The 15,484-nt window shown below is 60.8% G+C and carries 13 protein-coding genes; 8 read left to right on the top strand and 5 right to left on the bottom strand.

Features of this window, described 5'->3' with window-relative positions:
• Nucleotides 1-13: 13 nt before the first annotated feature.
• From srlD to gutQ, 4 genes are all read left to right on the top strand, one after another.
• Complete coding sequence (gene srlD, locus ACVCAM_RS10905; protein ID WP_008499555.1) at nucleotides 14-793, top strand: sorbitol-6-phosphate dehydrogenase; 780 nt, start codon at nucleotides 14-16, stop codon at nucleotides 791-793.
• A gap of 92 nt (nucleotides 794-885) precedes the next feature.
• Nucleotides 886-1,245 (top strand): transcriptional regulator GutM, encoded by a 360-nt coding sequence (gutM, locus tag ACVCAM_RS10910; RefSeq protein WP_032653148.1) that lies wholly within the window; start codon nucleotides 886-888, stop codon nucleotides 1,243-1,245.
• A gap of 63 nt (nucleotides 1,246-1,308) precedes the next feature.
• Complete coding sequence (srlR, locus tag ACVCAM_RS10915; protein WP_008499558.1) at nucleotides 1,309-2,082, top strand: glucitol operon DNA-binding transcriptional repressor SrlR; 774 nt, start codon at nucleotides 1,309-1,311, stop codon at nucleotides 2,080-2,082.
• Nucleotides 2,075-3,040 carry an arabinose-5-phosphate isomerase GutQ gene (gene gutQ / locus ACVCAM_RS10920; RefSeq protein ID WP_063616796.1) on the top strand — a complete coding sequence of 322 codons (966 nt, stop codon included), beginning with the start codon at nucleotides 2,075-2,077 and terminating at the stop codon, nucleotides 3,038-3,040. Before srlR ends, gutQ begins: the two co-directional genes overlap by 8 nt.
• Here the strand turns inward: gutQ and norR are convergent.
• Nucleotides 3,037-4,548, bottom strand: coding sequence for a nitric oxide reductase transcriptional regulator NorR (norR, locus tag ACVCAM_RS10925; protein ID WP_320751228.1), 1,512 nt, complete (start codon nucleotides 4,546-4,548; stop codon nucleotides 3,037-3,039). The two genes, gutQ and norR, sit on opposite strands and share 4 nt — an antisense overlap.
• A 188-nt stretch (nucleotides 4,549-4,736) precedes the next feature.
• On the opposite strand from norR, the gene norV reads away from it, so the two are divergent.
• Both norV and norW read left to right on the top strand, forming a co-directional pair.
• Entirely contained in the window at nucleotides 4,737-6,179 is a 1,443-nt protein-coding gene (norV, locus tag ACVCAM_RS10930; protein ID WP_407223613.1) for an anaerobic nitric oxide reductase flavorubredoxin, read from the top strand.
• Nucleotides 6,176-7,309: an NADH:flavorubredoxin reductase NorW gene (gene norW / locus ACVCAM_RS10935; RefSeq protein ID WP_407223614.1), complete on the top strand. Its 1,134-nt coding sequence runs from the start codon at nucleotides 6,176-6,178 to the stop codon at nucleotides 7,307-7,309. The genes norV and norW overlap by 4 nt, the downstream gene beginning before the upstream one ends.
• Nucleotides 7,310-7,390: 81 nt before the next feature.
• Here norW and ACVCAM_RS10940 read toward each other — a convergent pair whose 3' ends face one another.
• From ACVCAM_RS10940 to ACVCAM_RS10955, 4 genes are all read right to left on the bottom strand, one after another.
• On the bottom strand, nucleotides 7,391-8,413 hold the full coding sequence (locus ACVCAM_RS10940) for a HoxN/HupN/NixA family nickel/cobalt transporter (RefSeq protein ID WP_021241944.1): 1,023 nt from the start codon (nucleotides 8,411-8,413) through the stop codon (nucleotides 7,391-7,393).
• A 1-nt stretch (nucleotide 8,414) separates the two neighbouring features.
• Nucleotides 8,415-10,631, bottom strand: coding sequence for a carbamoyltransferase HypF (hypF, locus tag ACVCAM_RS10945; RefSeq protein WP_447093594.1), 2,217 nt, complete (start codon nucleotides 10,629-10,631; stop codon nucleotides 8,415-8,417).
• 5 nt (nucleotides 10,632-10,636) lie between these two features.
• The gene (hydN, locus tag ACVCAM_RS10950) at nucleotides 10,637-11,182 is read right to left on the bottom strand and encodes an electron transport protein HydN (RefSeq protein ID WP_008499565.1); all 546 of its coding nucleotides are present in this window, start codon (nucleotides 11,180-11,182) and stop codon (nucleotides 10,637-10,639) included.
• Between the two features lie 134 nt (nucleotides 11,183-11,316).
• Entirely contained in the window at nucleotides 11,317-12,330 is a 1,014-nt protein-coding gene (locus ACVCAM_RS10955) for a LacI family DNA-binding transcriptional regulator (protein WP_023325960.1), read from the bottom strand.
• A 213-nt stretch (nucleotides 12,331-12,543) separates the two neighbouring features.
• Here ACVCAM_RS10955 and ascF point away from each other — a divergent pair, with 213 nt between their 5' ends.
• Nucleotides 12,544-13,995: a PTS cellobiose/arbutin/salicin transporter subunit IIBC gene (gene ascF / locus ACVCAM_RS10960; protein ID WP_008499568.1), complete on the top strand. Its 1,452-nt coding sequence runs from the start codon at nucleotides 12,544-12,546 to the stop codon at nucleotides 13,993-13,995.
• An 18-nt stretch (nucleotides 13,996-14,013) separates the two neighbouring features.
• Nucleotides 14,014-15,438 (top strand): 6-phospho-beta-glucosidase, encoded by a 1,425-nt coding sequence (locus ACVCAM_RS10965; protein ID WP_021241941.1) that lies wholly within the window; start codon nucleotides 14,014-14,016, stop codon nucleotides 15,436-15,438.
• Nucleotides 15,439-15,484: the final 46 nt, after the last annotated feature.

Genomic DNA, 15,484 nt, shown 5'->3' on the forward strand with positions numbered 1-15,484 from the left:
TAAGGAGATAGACATGAGTCAGGTTGCCGTTGTCATTGGTGGGGGACAAACCTTAGGCGAGTTCCTCTGCCGTGGGCTTGCCGCTGAGGGTTACCGCGTGGCGGTAGTGGATATTCAGAGTGAAAAGGCCGCCCGCGTGGCGGACACCATCAACACCGAGTTTGGTGAAGGAATGGCGTACGGGTTTGGCGCCGACGCCACCAGCGAACAGAGCGTGATGGCGCTCGCGCGCGGCGTGGACGACATTTTTGGGCGTACCGACCTGCTGGTTTACAGCGCCGGCATTGCGAAAGCGGCCTTTATCAGCGACTTCGAGCTGGGGGATTTTGACCGCTCGCTGCAGGTCAATCTGGTGGGCTATTTCCTCTGCGCCCGCGAGTTTTCCCGTCTGATGATCCGCGACGGCATTCAGGGGCGCATCATTCAGATCAACTCAAAATCGGGGAAAGTGGGCAGCAAGCACAACTCCGGCTACAGCGCGGCGAAGTTTGGCGGCGTGGGGCTGACGCAGTCTCTGGCGCTGGATCTGGCCGAATACGGCATTACCGTCCACTCGCTGATGCTGGGCAATCTGCTGAAATCGCCGATGTTCCAGTCCCTGCTGCCGCAGTACGCCACCAAGCTCGGCATTAAAGCGGAAGAAGTGGAGCAGTACTACATCGATAAAGTGCCGCTCAAGCGCGGGTGCGACTATCAGGACGTGCTGAATATGCTGCTGTTTTACGCCAGCCCGAAAGCCTCGTACTGCACCGGACAGTCGATTAACGTCACCGGTGGGCAGGTGATGTTCTGAGTTCATTCCCCGGTGGCGCTGCGCTTACCGGGGCTACAATCCCCGTAGGCCGGGTAAGGCGCAGCCGCCACCCGGCAATTAAAGGAGCCGATATGGTCACCGCACTCATTACCGTCGCCGCCCTCGCCTGGATCTGCCAGATGGCGTTTGGCGGCTGGCAAATCCATCGGTTTAACCGCGCGTTTGACGCCCTGTGCCAGAAAGGCCGCGTGGGCGTCGGGCGTTCCGGTGGACGTTTCAAGCCGCGGGTCGTCGTCGCTGTTGCGCTGGATGAAAACAATAAGGTCTGCGATTCCCTCATCATGCGCGGCATGACCGTCTTTGCCCGTCCGGTGAAAATCCAGGCAATCAACGGCATTTCGCTGCAGGAATTGCAGCCCGATGTGATCTTTCCCCATGATCCACTTTGTCAGAATGCACTATCATTAGCGCTTAATCTGAAACATGGATAATTTCGTTGTGAAAGATATAGACTTGCGAAATTATCATTTCGCAACCTAAGGAACGAAGCGCCTATGAAACCTCGTCAGCGGCAGGCGGCCATTCTTGAGCATCTGCAAAAGCAGGGAAAATGCTCGGTGGAGGATCTGGCCCACTACTTTGACACCACCGGCACGACGATACGCAAGGACCTCGTATTGCTCGAAAACTCTGGCGCCGTCATTCGAACCTACGGCGGCGTGGTGCTCAATAAAGACGAAGCGGACCCGCCTATCGACCACAAAACGCTGATCAATACCCACCAGAAAGCGCTGATTGCCGAAGCCGCCGTAAAATTTATCCACGATGGCGACTCGATCATTCTGGATGCAGGCAGTACCGTCCTGCAGATGATCCCCCTGCTCAGCCGCTTTAACAACATCACGGTGATGACCAACAGCCTGCACATCGTCAACGCCCTGTCGGAGAACGACTGCGAGCAGACCATCCTGATGCCCGGCGGCACCTTCCGTAAAAAATCCGCGTCGTTCCACGGGCAGCTGGCGGAGAACGCCTTCGACCACTTCAGCTTCGATAAACTGTTTATGGGTACCGACGGCATCGACCTGAACGCGGGCGTCACGACGTTTAACGAGGTGTTCAGCGTCAGTAAAGCCATGTGCAACGCCGCGCGGGAAGTGATTCTGATGGCAGACTCGTCTAAGTTTGGCCGCAAAAGCCCCAACATTGTCTGTAGCCTTGAAAGCGTCGACAAGCTGATTACCGACGCGGGTATCGACCCGGCGTTCAAAAAAGCGCTGGAAGAGAAAGGCATCGACGTGATCGTAACCGGAGAGAGAGATGAGTGATTTTCTGTTAGAAACGGGCCGCCAGACGCTAATGCTGGAGCTGCAGGAAGCCAGCCGCCTGCCGGAACGTCTGGGCGAGGATTTTGTCCGCGCGGCCAACACCATTATCCACTGCGAAGGCAAAGTGATCGTGGCGGGCATCGGTAAATCCGGCCATATCGGCAAAAAGATTGCCGCGACGCTGGCCAGCACCGGCACCCCGGCGTTCTTCGTGCACCCTGCCGAAGCGCTGCACGGCGATCTGGGAATGATTGAAAGCCGCGACGTGATGCTGTTTATCTCCTACTCCGGTTCGGCGAAAGAGCTGGACCTGATTATTCCACGCCTGCAGGAAAAATCGGTCGCCCTGCTGGCGATGACCGGGAAATCCCGCTCGCCCCTGGCGCTGGCCGCCAAGGCAACGCTGGATATTTCCGTTGAGCGTGAAGCCTGTCCGATGCACCTCGCCCCCACCTCCAGCACCGTGAATACCCTGATGATGGGCGACGCGCTGGCGATGGCGGTGATGCAGGCGCGCGGGTTTAACGAAGAAGATTTCGCCCGCTCGCATCCGGCGGGGGCGCTCGGGGCGCGCCTGCTCAACAAGGTCCACCACCTGATGCGCACAGAAGATGCGATTCCACAGGTCAAACTCAATACCAGCGTCATGGACGCGATGCTGGAGCTCAGCCGCACCGGTCTGGGGCTGGTGGCGGTGTGCGACGACGACGGGTACGTCAAAGGCGTGTTCACCGACGGCGACCTGCGCCGCTGGCTGGTGGGCGGTGGCAAACTGGAAACCAAAGTGTCGGACGCCATGACCCAGGGCGGGCTGACGCTGAACGCCGAGAGCCGCGCCATTGAAGCCAAAGAGGTGCTGATGAAGCGCAAAATCACCGCCGCACCGGTGGTGGATGACACCGGCAGGCTGTGCGGTGCCATCAACCTGCAGGATTTCTATCAGGCCGGGATTATCTAACCCTTCAGCCCGAGACGCTTCGCCAGCCGGTGCAGGTTGGCGACGTCCATCTCCAGCGCTCGGGCGCACGCCGCCCAGTTGCGGTTATTCTGCTCCAGCGCGCGGGTAATCATCTGACGCTGAAACGCCTCTGTCGCGTCACGCAGATTTTCATGCGCTCTCTCTGGTACAGCCTGCGCAATAGACGAAATTTCATCATGCTGCGCAAAATGCCGGGCATGTATAACCACTTCATCACCCGAACGCGTCGCTCGCGCCAGCACCACCGCGCGGTGAATCGCGTGTTCCAGCTCGCGCACGTTGCCCGGCCAGCCGTAGCTCAGCAGATGCGATCTCGCCCCCGGGCTTAACACCACGCGGGAAAGCCCCATCCTGAGACGGCACTGTTCGCAGAAATAGCCCGCCAGCAGCACCACGTCGTCCCCGCGCTCGCGCAGCGGCGGCACGGTAAGCGGGAACACGCTCAGGCGGTGGAACAGGTCGGCGCGGAAGTTTCCGTCCAGCACCGCTTCACGCAGGTCGCGGTTCGTCGCCGCCAGCACGCGAACGTCCACTCTGTGACTGCGGTCGTCCCCCACGCGCTGGATATCGCCGTACTGCAATACGCGCAGGAGTTTGGCCTGGAGCGACAGGGAAAGCTCGCCAATTTCATCCAGAAACAGCGTGCCGTTATCGGCCATTTCGAACTTGCCGCTGCGGTTGCTGATGGCGCCGGTAAACGCCCCTTTGACGTGGCCAAACAATTCGCTTTCCGCCACGCTTTCCGGCAGCGCGGCGCAGTTGAGGTACACCAGCGGACTGACCGCGCGCGGCGACGCTTCGTGAATCGACTTCGCCACCAGCTCCTTGCCGGTGCCGGTCTCCCCGAAGATCAGCACGTTCAAATCGGACGCGGCAACAATCTCAATCTCTTTTTTGAGCTGCGCCATGCCCGGCGAGAGGCCAATCATCTCCGTGTGCGTCACCTGCTCAAACGCCGCCGGGCTGCCGGGAGAAATATTCTGACTCTCCAGCTGTTCAATCAGCAGCGCATTGTTCAGCGCCCCGGCGGCCAGGGCGGCAATCAGGCGAAGCTCCTCATCGCTGAAGGTATCGAACTGGTCCGGCGACAGGCCGTCGAGGGTCAGCGCCCCAATCAGATTCTGCCCGGCAAACAGCGGCAGGCCGATACAGGCGTGCACCTTCAGGCTCTCCTGGCCTGGAATCAGCCCGTCGTACGGGTCGGGCAGATCGCTGTCCGCCGGGAAACGCACCACGTCACCCGCGCGGGCGATGGTCTCCAGACGCGGATGGCCTTCAAGGGTAAAGCGCCGCCCGAGCACGTCCTTCGCCAGGCCGTCGATGGCCAGGGGAATAAACTGCCGCCCCTCGTAGCGCAGCAGCGCCGAGGCGTCGCACGCCAGCACGTGGCGCAGCGTGGAGATCAGCCGCTGGAAGCGGTCCTGATGACCAATACCGGTTTGCAGTTCAATGGCGATTTTCGCCAGCACGTCTACGGAAAAGCTCATCTCTGCCTCGCTGTCATTTTGACAATGCATGTTGTCATAGTGACACTGTTTTTAATAGTCATAATGACTACCCATTTCGGATCGTCAAAGTATTAACCTATAAAAATCAATATGTTAAAAGTTGGCACGCGGCTTGATATAAGCAAACCATCCTATTTGAAAAACGCGATATTACGCTGAGGTTTGCTATGTCTATTCTGGTTAAAAATAACATTCATTGGGTGGGTCAACGTGACTGGGAAGTGCGCGATTTCCACGGGACGGAATATAAAACGCTGCGCGGCAGCAGCTACAACAGCTATCTCATTCGTGAAGGTAAAAATGTGCTGATCGATACCGTCGATCACAAGTTCAGCCGCGAGTTCGTGCAGAACCTGCGCGGCGAAATCGATCTGAACGCCATCGACTACATCATCATCAACCACGCGGAGGAGGATCACGCCGGGGCCCTGACCGAGCTGATGTCGTATATTCCGGACACTCCGATCTACTGCACCACCAACGCCATCGACTCGATCAACGGCCACCACCACCATCCGGAGTGGAACTTCCACATCGTGAAAACCGGCGACGCGCTGGATATCGGCAACGGCAAGCAGCTGATCTTCGTGGAAACGCCCATGCTGCACTGGCCGGACAGCATGATGACCTACATGACCGGCGACGCGGTGCTGTTCAGCAACGACGCCTTCGGCCAGCACTACTGCGATGAACGTCTGTTCAACGACGAGGTGGATCAGACCGAGCTGTTCGAACAGTGCCAGCGCTACTACGCCAATATCCTGACTCCGTTCAGCCGTCTGGTGACGCCTAAAATCACCGAGATCCTCGGCTTTAACCTGCCGGTGGAGATGATTGCCACCTCCCACGGCGTGGTGTGGCGTGAAAACCCCACCCAGATCGTGGAGCTGTACCTGAAGTGGGCGGCGGATTATCAGGAAGATCGCATCACGATCTTCTACGACACCATGTCCAACAACACCCGCATGATGGCGGACGCCATTGCCCAGGGCATCAACGAGGTGGACCCGAACGTGGCGGTGAAAATCTTCAACGTGGCGCGCAGCGATAAAAACGAGATCCTCACCAACGTCTTCCGCTCCAAGGGCGTGCTGGTGGGCACCTCCACCATGAACAACGTGATGATGCCGAAGATTGCCGGTCTGGTCGAAGAGATGACCGGCCTGCGTTTTCGCAACAAGCGCGCCAGCGCCTTTGGCTCCCACGGCTGGAGCGGCGGCGCGGTCGACCGCCTTTCCACCCGTTTACAGGATGCAGGGTTTGAGATGTCGATGAGCCTGAAAGCGAAATGGCGGCCGGATATCGACGCCCTGGAAATCTGCCGCCAGCACGGCCGCGACATTGCCCGTCAGTGGGCGCTCGCACCGCTGCCGGAAACCGCCCCCGCTGCGGCGGTTGCGCCGGAAGCCGTAGCTGAAGCCGCCGCTACCGACCTCGGTCCTTGCATGCAGTGCAGCGTGTGCCAGTGGATTTACGACCCGGAACGGGGCGAGCCGCTGCAGGATGTCGCGCCGGGCACGCCGTGGAGCGAGGTGCCGGACACCTTCCTCTGCCCGGAATGTTCCCTCGGGAAAGACGTTTTTGATGAACTGGCAACGGAGGCAAAATGAGCCACGGTATCGTCATTATCGGCTCGGGCTTTGCCGCCCGCCAGCTGGTGAAAAATATCCGCAAGCAGGACGCTAACGTGCCGTTGACGCTGATCGCCGCCGACAGCATGGACGAGTACAACAAGCCTGATTTAAGCCACGTCATTAGCCAGAACCAGCGCGCCGACGATCTCACCCGCCAGACGGCGGGGGCGTTCGCAGAACAGTTTAACCTGCGTCTGTTTCCGTACACCTGGGTCACCGATATCGACGCCAACGCCCGTCTGGTGAAAGCGAAAGATAAAACCTGGCAGTACGACAAGCTGGTGCTGGCCACGGGTGCCTCTGCGTTTGTGCCGCCGGTTGAGGGCCGCGAGCTGATGGTCACGCTCAACAGCCAGCAGGCGTATCAGGCGAGCGAAACGGAGCTTCGCGACGCCACGCGGGTGATGATTGTCGGCGGCGGGCTGATCGGTACCGAGCTGGCGATGGATTTCTGCCGTGCGGGAAAATCCGTGACCCTGGTCGACCACGCGGCGAGCATTCTGTCGGCGCTGATGCCCGCTGAAGTGAGCTGCCGCTTACAGCATCGTCTGACCGACATGGGCGTGCATCTGCTGCTGAAATCGCAGCTGCAGAGCCTGAGCAAAACCGGCAGCGGCATACGTGCAACGCTCGACCGCAGCCGCAGCGTGGAGGTGGATGTGGTGATTGCGGCGACGGGGCTGCGCCCGGAAACGGCGCTGGCGCACCGCGCAGGCGCCGAAATCAACCGCGGCGTAAAGGTTAACAGCTACCTGCAAACCACCCAGCCGGACATGTATGCCCTGGGCGACTGCGCGGAAATTAACGGCCAGGTGCTGCCGTTCCTGCAACCGATTCAGTTAAGCGCCATGTGCCTGGCGAAAAACCTGCTCGGGGGCAACGCTCCGGTGAAATTACCCGCCATGCTGGTGAAGGTAAAAACGCCGGAAGTGCCGCTGCATCTTGCAGGCGAAACGCAGCGTCAGGATCTGGACTGGCAGATTGCCCTTTCGCCGCAGGGCATGGTGGCGCGCGGCACCGATACCGACGGTCAGATGCGCGCCTTTGTCGTCAGTGAGGACAGGATGAAAGAGGCCTTCGCCCTGCTGAAATCGCTCCCTGCTTAACCCTCCTGTTGCCGGGTGGCGCTCCGCTTACCCGGCCTACATGCAGACCCGTGCAAGCGGAGCGCCACCGGACTGGGTCGTTCAGGAACGTACCACCAGCGCGTCGTAGCCGCGCCAGCGGTAATTCGCCATGGAGATCAGCCAGCAGGCGACAAACAGACCCACGACGACAAATCCGGCGTTGCCCAGATTGTCGTTCACCGCGCCAATCAGATCCCAGAGGCCGCCGCTGAGGGCAAATTTATCCATCAGCAGACCCAGCGCTTCCAGCCCGCCGATAAACAGCGCCACCACCACGGAGGTGCCGGTGATGGTCATGTTGTAGTAAAGCTTGCGCTGCGGTTTGTTAAACGCCCAGCCGTAGGCACCCACCATCAGCAGGTTGTCGAGGGTATCCACCAGCGCCATGCCGCTGGCGAAGAGTGCCGGGAAGATCATGATTGACCACACCGACATTCCGCTGGACGCGCTGGCGGCAGAGATCCCCAGCACGCCGATCTCGGTGGCCGTATCAAAGCCGAGACCAAACAGGAAACCGACCAGGTACATCTGCCAGCTTTTATTGACGAGGCGGAAGGTCTTGCCAAACAGCCAGTTCATTACCCCGCCCTGAGCCGGTAGCGTGATGTCGTCCTGCACCGGCCTGCCGCGTTTTAGCGCCTGAAAACTGCGCCAGACGCCGCGCAGGATCACCATATTCACCAGCGCCATCGCCAGCAGGAAGGTCGCGGAAACGGCGGTGCCTATCAGGCTGCCGGTTTCGTGGAACCACGCCATGTTCTTCTGAAACGCCGTGGCGGTGGCGGCGATGGCAATGGAGGCCAGCACCACGATGGTGGAGTGGCCCAGCGAGAACCACGCCCCCACGCCGGACGGGCGTTTGCCCTGCTGCATCATCTTACGCGTCACGGTATCAATGGCGGCAATGTGGTCAGCGTCCACCGCATGACGCAGTCCGTAGCACCACGCCAGCAGGCTTGCCGCCATCAGCGCCGTGCTGCCGCTAAAGGTGTGCCATGCCCATCCCCAGGCCAGCAGGTTTGCCATTACCAGAGCCAGCAGCAGAAGCGCGGCGCGAGGTTCATTGCGTAACAGTCGTAACATTTTAAGTCCTTTGTAAACATGACCGGGCAGCGGCGACCACCGCCTGCCCGAAGGAGATCGCTCCGTCACCTGCGGGCAGGCGCGAAGGAAAAAGAAGCGTAAAGTCAGAAAGATAATGACGCAGACGCGCGCGCATCAGACGGTTGTGCAATACCCCGCCGCTGAGGCAGATTGTCGACAGCGACAGGCGCCGGGCGTGAAACGCGGCGAGCTGCGCCAGCCCTTTTGCCAGCGCGTCGTGAAACGCCCAGGCGCGCGCGCAGGGCTCCGCCTGCCAGCTCAGCCACTGCTGCCAGAAAAGCGCGAGATTATCCGCGTCCAGCGTCACCGGATGGTCGACACCCGCGCACTGCGATGCCAGGGCTTCCAGCCGGCAGGCGGCCTCACCTTCCCAGGATTGGGTTTCGATACCCAGCGCGCAGGCGACTGCATCAAACAGGCGACCGCAGGACGAGGCCCGCGGCGCGTTGAGGCCACGCTGGATCGCCGTCGCCAGCAGCGGCCAGTTCTGGCGCTGTACCGCGTGGGTTTCCGGGTACTGCTGCCAGTCAGGCACAAACGCCAGGCAGTGGGCGAGCAGATTGCGCCACGGCTGCCGCGCCGCCAGATCGCCACCCGGCAGCGCAACGGCAGGCAGGCCACCCAGATGCGCGTATTCGAGATAGCTGACCCGCAGGCACTCTCCGCCCCACAGCGCGCTGTTTTCCCCCATGCCGATCCCGTCCAGCGTCAGGGCGATAACGTCTCCGCCCTCGCGCGGCCAGCCGTTTTCGGCCAGGCACGCCGCGGCGTGAGCGTGATGGTGGTGTACCTCTTCAAGGGGCAACGCCTGCGCCTGCGCCCACTGGCGAGCGCGATACCCCGGATGGGCATCGCACACCACGCGCGTCGGCTGAAAGGCGTAAATGTCCTGCATCACCGACAGCGCGGAACGCCACTGCGCTTCCACACCCTCGTCTCCGAGATCGCCAAAATGCTGGCTCAGCACCGCCTGGTTCCCACGCACCAGGCAGAAGGTGTTTTTCATCTCCGCCCCGGTGCACAGCATGGCGGGAATATTGTCGAACCCGGCAGGCAGCGTGATGGCATCCGGCACAAAACCGCGCGCGCGGCGCAGCATCGCACCGTCCCGATCCATCACCGAATCGTCCATCCGCTGCAGGATATCGCGGTTATGCAGCAGGAAGCCGTCCGCGATGCCGCTGAGCTCATCCAGCGCCTGGCGGTTGGTGACGGCAGGCGGTCTGCCGCTGAGGTTGCCGGAGGTCATCACCAGCGGGCGCTGACAGTCCATCATCAGAAGATGCTGCAGCGGGTTCGCAGGAAGCATGATGCCCACGGTATCCAGACCGGGCGCGATACCTTCCGGGAAGGCGGGCAGCCAGGCTTTTGGCGTGAGCACAATGGGTGCGGCGGGTGAGCGTAGCAGCGCCTGAACCGTCTCCGGCAGGTCATCCGCATGCGGGATCATTACCGCCAGCGGCTTCGACGGGCGCTGCTTGCGTGACCGAAGCGTCGCGACCGCCTGCGGGTTACGCGCATCGCAGACGAGGTGAAAGCCGCCCAGACCTTTAACCGCAACAATACCGCCGCTTTTCAGCATCGCTACCGCCGCGCGCAGCGCAGCCTCGCGCTCAGCGGTCATGTCGCCCGCACGCCACGCCAGCGCGGGTCCGCAGTCCGGGCAGGCGACCGGCTGGGCGTGAAAACGGCGGTCGGCAGGATTACGGTACTCTGCTTCACACGGCACACAGAGCGGGAACGGCGCCATTGCCGTGGCCGGGCGGTCGTAGGGCATGGCGCGGATAATGGTAAACCGCGGCCCGCAGTGGGTGCAGTTGATAAACGGATAGCGATAGCGGCGTTCGCGTGGGTCGCCCATCTCAGCCAGACACGCCGGGCATGTCGCGGCATCGGGGACAATCTGGGTGTCCATCGTCCCGCCTGCGCTGTGGCGGATGGTAAAGTCCTCCGGCACGTGCGCCCAGGTAAACGGCTGCGCTTCCACGCGATCAATGCGTGCCAGCGGCGGGCAGTCCTGATGCAGCCTCGCGGTAAAGGCCCCCCCATTACCCGCGAGGCGCACCAGCACGCCCTCTCCGTCATTGCAAACGTCACCGGTCAGCTGAAGCGCCTGCGCCAGCTGCCAGACGAAGGGACGAAACCCCACGCCCTGCACCTTGCCGCGCACCCGCAGCTGAACGCCGTTGCTGCTCATACGGTTCAGAACAGCAGTGATGACGAGGTGTCGAACGCCGCGCGACGGCGCTTTTCGGCGCTCATCTGCTCAAGCTTGTCGCGATCCACGCAGACCAGCGCGTGCGTCGGGCAGGCTTCCATACAGGCCGGGCCGGCCTCACGGTGGTAGCACAGGTCGCACTTGTTGGCTTCGGCTTTCTCCGCCCGCACGCTCAGCCCCATGCCGCTGTTGCGCACCACCGGACGGACCACCACCTCCATCGCGCCATACGGGCAGGCAACCACGCAGGTTTTGCAGCCAATGCAGCGCTCCTGCATCACGTGCACAAAGCCTTTCTCGCGTTTAATCGCCCCGTTCGGGCAGACGTTCGCGCACGGTGCGTCTTCGCACTGGCGACAGATGGCGGCGGTAGAAATATTCACGCCTTTGATGACGTGGATGCGCGGCAGGAAGGTGTCAGGGGTGAGCGACGCGCAGTCCTGCTCCGCCTGATGGGAAACCACGCACGCCACTTCACAGGTACGGCAACCAATACACTTACTGGCATCGGCCATAATAAAACGGTTCATCTGCTTCTCCAGCATTACAGTTATGCGCGGAGATATTCATAAACCGTGCCAATAATTAACACATTGATTTTATGGGGCTTTTAAAATCACAGCGGCGCTGTCATCGTCACTTATGACGATGACAGCTGTCGACATCAGCGGTGCGGGCCGTCAATAACCGAGTCGCGCAGGACAAGTTCGCCGGAGAAGGTTTGCTGATATTTAAACTCGCCGCCGTCGAGCATGAAGATCAGGCGGCTGATGGTCTCCTGAATCATCTCCGTTACCGGAATGCGTACGCTGGAGAGCGACGGCACGATGTAGGGCGCGATGGCCACATCGTCGAAACCGATCACCGACACCGCGTCCGGCGTGGCCACGCCGCTGTCGTGCAGCTGCTTCAGGGCACCGATGGCCATATCGTCATTGCTCGCCACCAGCGCCGTAAAGCGCTCACCGCGCGCAAGCAGGTCGGACACCGCCGCCGCGCCGCTGGCGGGGTTCCACTTCCCCTGCGCGATCAGCCCCTCGCGCAGCGGAATACCGTGCTGCGCCAGCGCGTCCTTGTAGCCGGAGAGACGCTCGACCCCGGTGGGGGAATCCATCGAGCCGGTGATAAAGGCGATCTCCCGATGCCCTTTCGCAATCAGCTGTGACACCGCGTCCTGGCTGGAGGCTTTATGATCGGACCAGACGCTGTGGCTGCTGTTTTTCCGCAGGCGGCGGTTGAGCACCATAATAGGCTGCTCGCACTTCTCGACGATCGCATCCATCTCATCCACGCTCAGAAAACGCGGATAGATGATCACCGCGTCGCAGCGCATATCCAGCAGATACTGGATCGCCTCGCGCTCCTCATCGGCGCTGTGCTTGCCGTCCGCGAGGATCAGCTGTCGCCCTTTCTCTTCGGTCATGCGCGCGGCGTGAAACAGCAGTTCGCTAAAGTAGACGCCGTGATAAAGGGTGTTCGTCACCACCAGGCCCAGCGTCTGGGTGCGTTTGGTCGCCAGGTTGCGCGCCAGCAAATTTGGGCGATAGCCGCTCTCTTCAATGGCCTGAAACACCCGGTCTTTGGTCTCCTGGCTGACGTAGCCATTACCCGACAGCACCCGGGACACCGTCGCTTTCGAAACGCCTGCCCGCTTCGCCACTTCCAGCATCGTGGTCATGTTTTTTTTCCATCCGAAACTCATGCGGGCAGTGTACTGCACTGCAGAAAAATTGTCGCAGCGGCGACATCACGCTTTCGGCACCTCATTGCGACATTCATCACGAAACGAAAAAATGGTCAAAAAGCGATCTTGTTTCATTCATAAAAACTCATGATGATTATGTGGAACCGGTTTCCTACATTTCACACAACGATAACAGGATCACATCCGATGGCCAAAAATTACGCTGCGCTGGCGAACGACGTTATCAGCGCGCTGGGCGGCAAAGAGAACATCGTCGCCGTCACCCACTGCATGACGCGACTGCGTTTCGTTCTGAAAGACGAAACCCTCACCGACGCCGCGCGCCTGAAAAGCATCAGCGGCGTGCTCGGCGTGGTGCGTAACGACAACCAGTGCCAGGTGATTATTGGCAATACCGTCTCTCAGGCGTACCGCGAGGTGGTAAGCCTGCTGCCCGCTGACCTGCAGCCCGCGGTGCCGGAAGGCCCGCAAAAGCTGACGTTACGCCGCATTGGCGCCGGGATCCTCGACGCGCTGATCGGCACCATGTCCCCGCTGATCCCGGCGATCATCGGCGGCTCGATGGTCAAGCTGCTGGCGATGATCCTCGAGATGACCGGCGTGCTGCCCAAAGGCGCACCGACGCTCACCATTTTGACCGTCATCGGCGACGGCGCGTTCTTCTTCCTGCCGCTGATGGTGGCGGCCTCGGCGGCGGTGAAATTCAAAACCAACATGTCGCTGGCGATAGCCATTGCGGGCGTGCTGGTGCACCCGAGCTTTATCGAGCTGATGGCGAAAGCCGCGCAGGGCGAGCACGTTGAGTTCGCCTTTATCCCGGTGACGGCGGTGAAATACACCTACACCGTCATCCCCGCCCTGGTGATGACCTGGTGCCTTTCGTACATCGAACGCTGGGTGGATCGCATCACCCCGGCGGTGACGAAAAACTTCCTCAAGCCGATGCTGATCGTGCTGATTGCCGCCCCGCTCGCCATCGTGCTGATTGGCCCGCTGGGGATCTGGATCGGTAGCGCCATCTCCGCGCTGGTCTACACCATTCACGGCTACCTGGGCTGGCTCTCCGTGGCGATCATGGGCGCATTGTGGCCGCTGCTGGTGATGACCGGGATGCACCGCGTCTTTACGCCGACCATCATTCAGACCATTGCCGAAACGGGCAAGGAAGGGATGGTCATGCCGTCGGAAATTGGCGCCAACCTGTCGCTCGGCGGTTCGTCGCTGGCGGTGGCGTGGAAAACGAAAAACCCGGAGCTGCGCCAGACGGCGCTGGCGGCGGCGGCCTCCGCCATCATGGCGGGGATCTCTGAACCGGCCCTGTACGGCGTCGCGATCCGTCTGAAACGCCCGCTGATTGCCAGCCTGATCAGCGGCTTTATCTGCGGCGCGGTGGCGGGCATAGCCGGTCTTGCCAGCCATTCGATGGCGGCACCGGGGCTGTTCACCAGCGTGCAGTTCTTCGACCCGGCCAACCCGATGACCATCGTCTGGGTGTTTGGCGTGATGGGTCTGGCAGTGGTGCTGTCGTTTATTCTGACCCTGATACTGGGCTTTGAGGATATTCCGGTCGAAGACGAGGCTGAAAAAGCGCGCGCCCTGCAGACCGCACCGGTACAGAACAACGCAGCAAAAGCATAAATTGAAAGCGAGGTAAGAATGTCTGTTTTTCCACAAGGATTTTTATGGGGCGGCGCGCTTGCCGCCAACCAGAGCGAAGGGGCTTACCGTGAAGGCGGCAAAGGGCTGACGACGGTCGATATGATCCCCCACGGCGCGAATCGCCTGGCAGTGAAGCTCGGTAAGGAAAAGCGTTTCTCGCTGCGTGACGACGAGTTCTACCCGAGCCACGAGGCGATTGATTTTTACCATCGCTATAAAGAGGACATCGCCCTGATGGCGGAGATGGGCTTTACGGTGTTCCGCACCTCGATCGCCTGGAGCCGCCTCTATCCGAACGGCGACGAGCCGCTGCCGAACAAAGAAGGCATTGCCTTTTACCGCGCGGTGTTCGAGGAGTGCAAAAAGTACAACATCGAGCCGCTGGTGACCCTCTGCCACTTTGACGTGCCGATGCACCTGGTGACGGAGTACGGCTCCTGGCGCAACCGCAAGATGGTCGATTTCTTCGCCCGCTACGCCCGCACCTGCTTCGAAGAATTTAACGGGTTGGTGAAATACTGGCTGACCTTCAACGAAATCAACATCATGCTGCACAGCCCGTTTTCCGGCGCGGGACTGGTGTTTGAGGAAGGCGAAAACGAAGACCAGGTGAAATACCAGGCCGCGCACCACGAGCTGGTGGCGAGCGCGCTGGCGACCAAAATTGCCCACGAGGTAAACCCGGAAAACCAGGTCGGCTGCATGCTGGCGGGCGGTAACTTCTACCCCTACTCCTGCAAGCCGGAAGACGTGTGGATGGCGCTGGAGAAAGACCGCGAGAACCTGTTCTTTATCGACGTGCAGGCGCGCGGAAGCTACCCGGCCTACTCTGCCCGCGTGTTCCGTGAGAAAGGCGTCGTGATTGTGAAAGACCCGGGCGATGACGAACTGCTGAAAAATACCGTCGATTTTGTCTCGTTTAGCTACTACGCCTCGCGCTGCGCCTCGGCGGACATGAACGCGGGCAACACCAGCGCGGCGAACATCGTGAAGTCCCTGCGCAACCCGCACATCCAGGTAAGCGAATGGGGCTGGGGCATCGACCCGCTCGGGCTGCGCATCACCATGAACATGATGTACGACCGCTACCAGAAGCCGCTGTTCCTGGTGGAAAACGGCCTGGGGGCGAAAGATGTCGTTGATGAAAACGGCGAGATCAACGACGACTACCGCATTAGCTACCTGCGCGAGCACATCCGCGCAATGGGCGATGCGATTGAGGACGGCGTGCCGCTGATGGGCTACACCACCTGGGGCTGCATTGACCTGGTCTCGGCCTCGACGGGGGAGATGAGCAAACGCTACGGGTTTGTGTACGTTGACCGCGACGACGCCGGGAACGGCACGCTGGAACGGAAACGCAAGAAATCGTTCGGATGGTATAAGAAGGTGATTGCGAGTAACGGGGCGGATCTCGAGTAGCCTGTTTTGCCGGGTGGCGGCTTCGCCTTACCCGGCCTACAAATCC

Source organism: Enterobacter sp. CFEC122 (assembly GCF_052983755.1).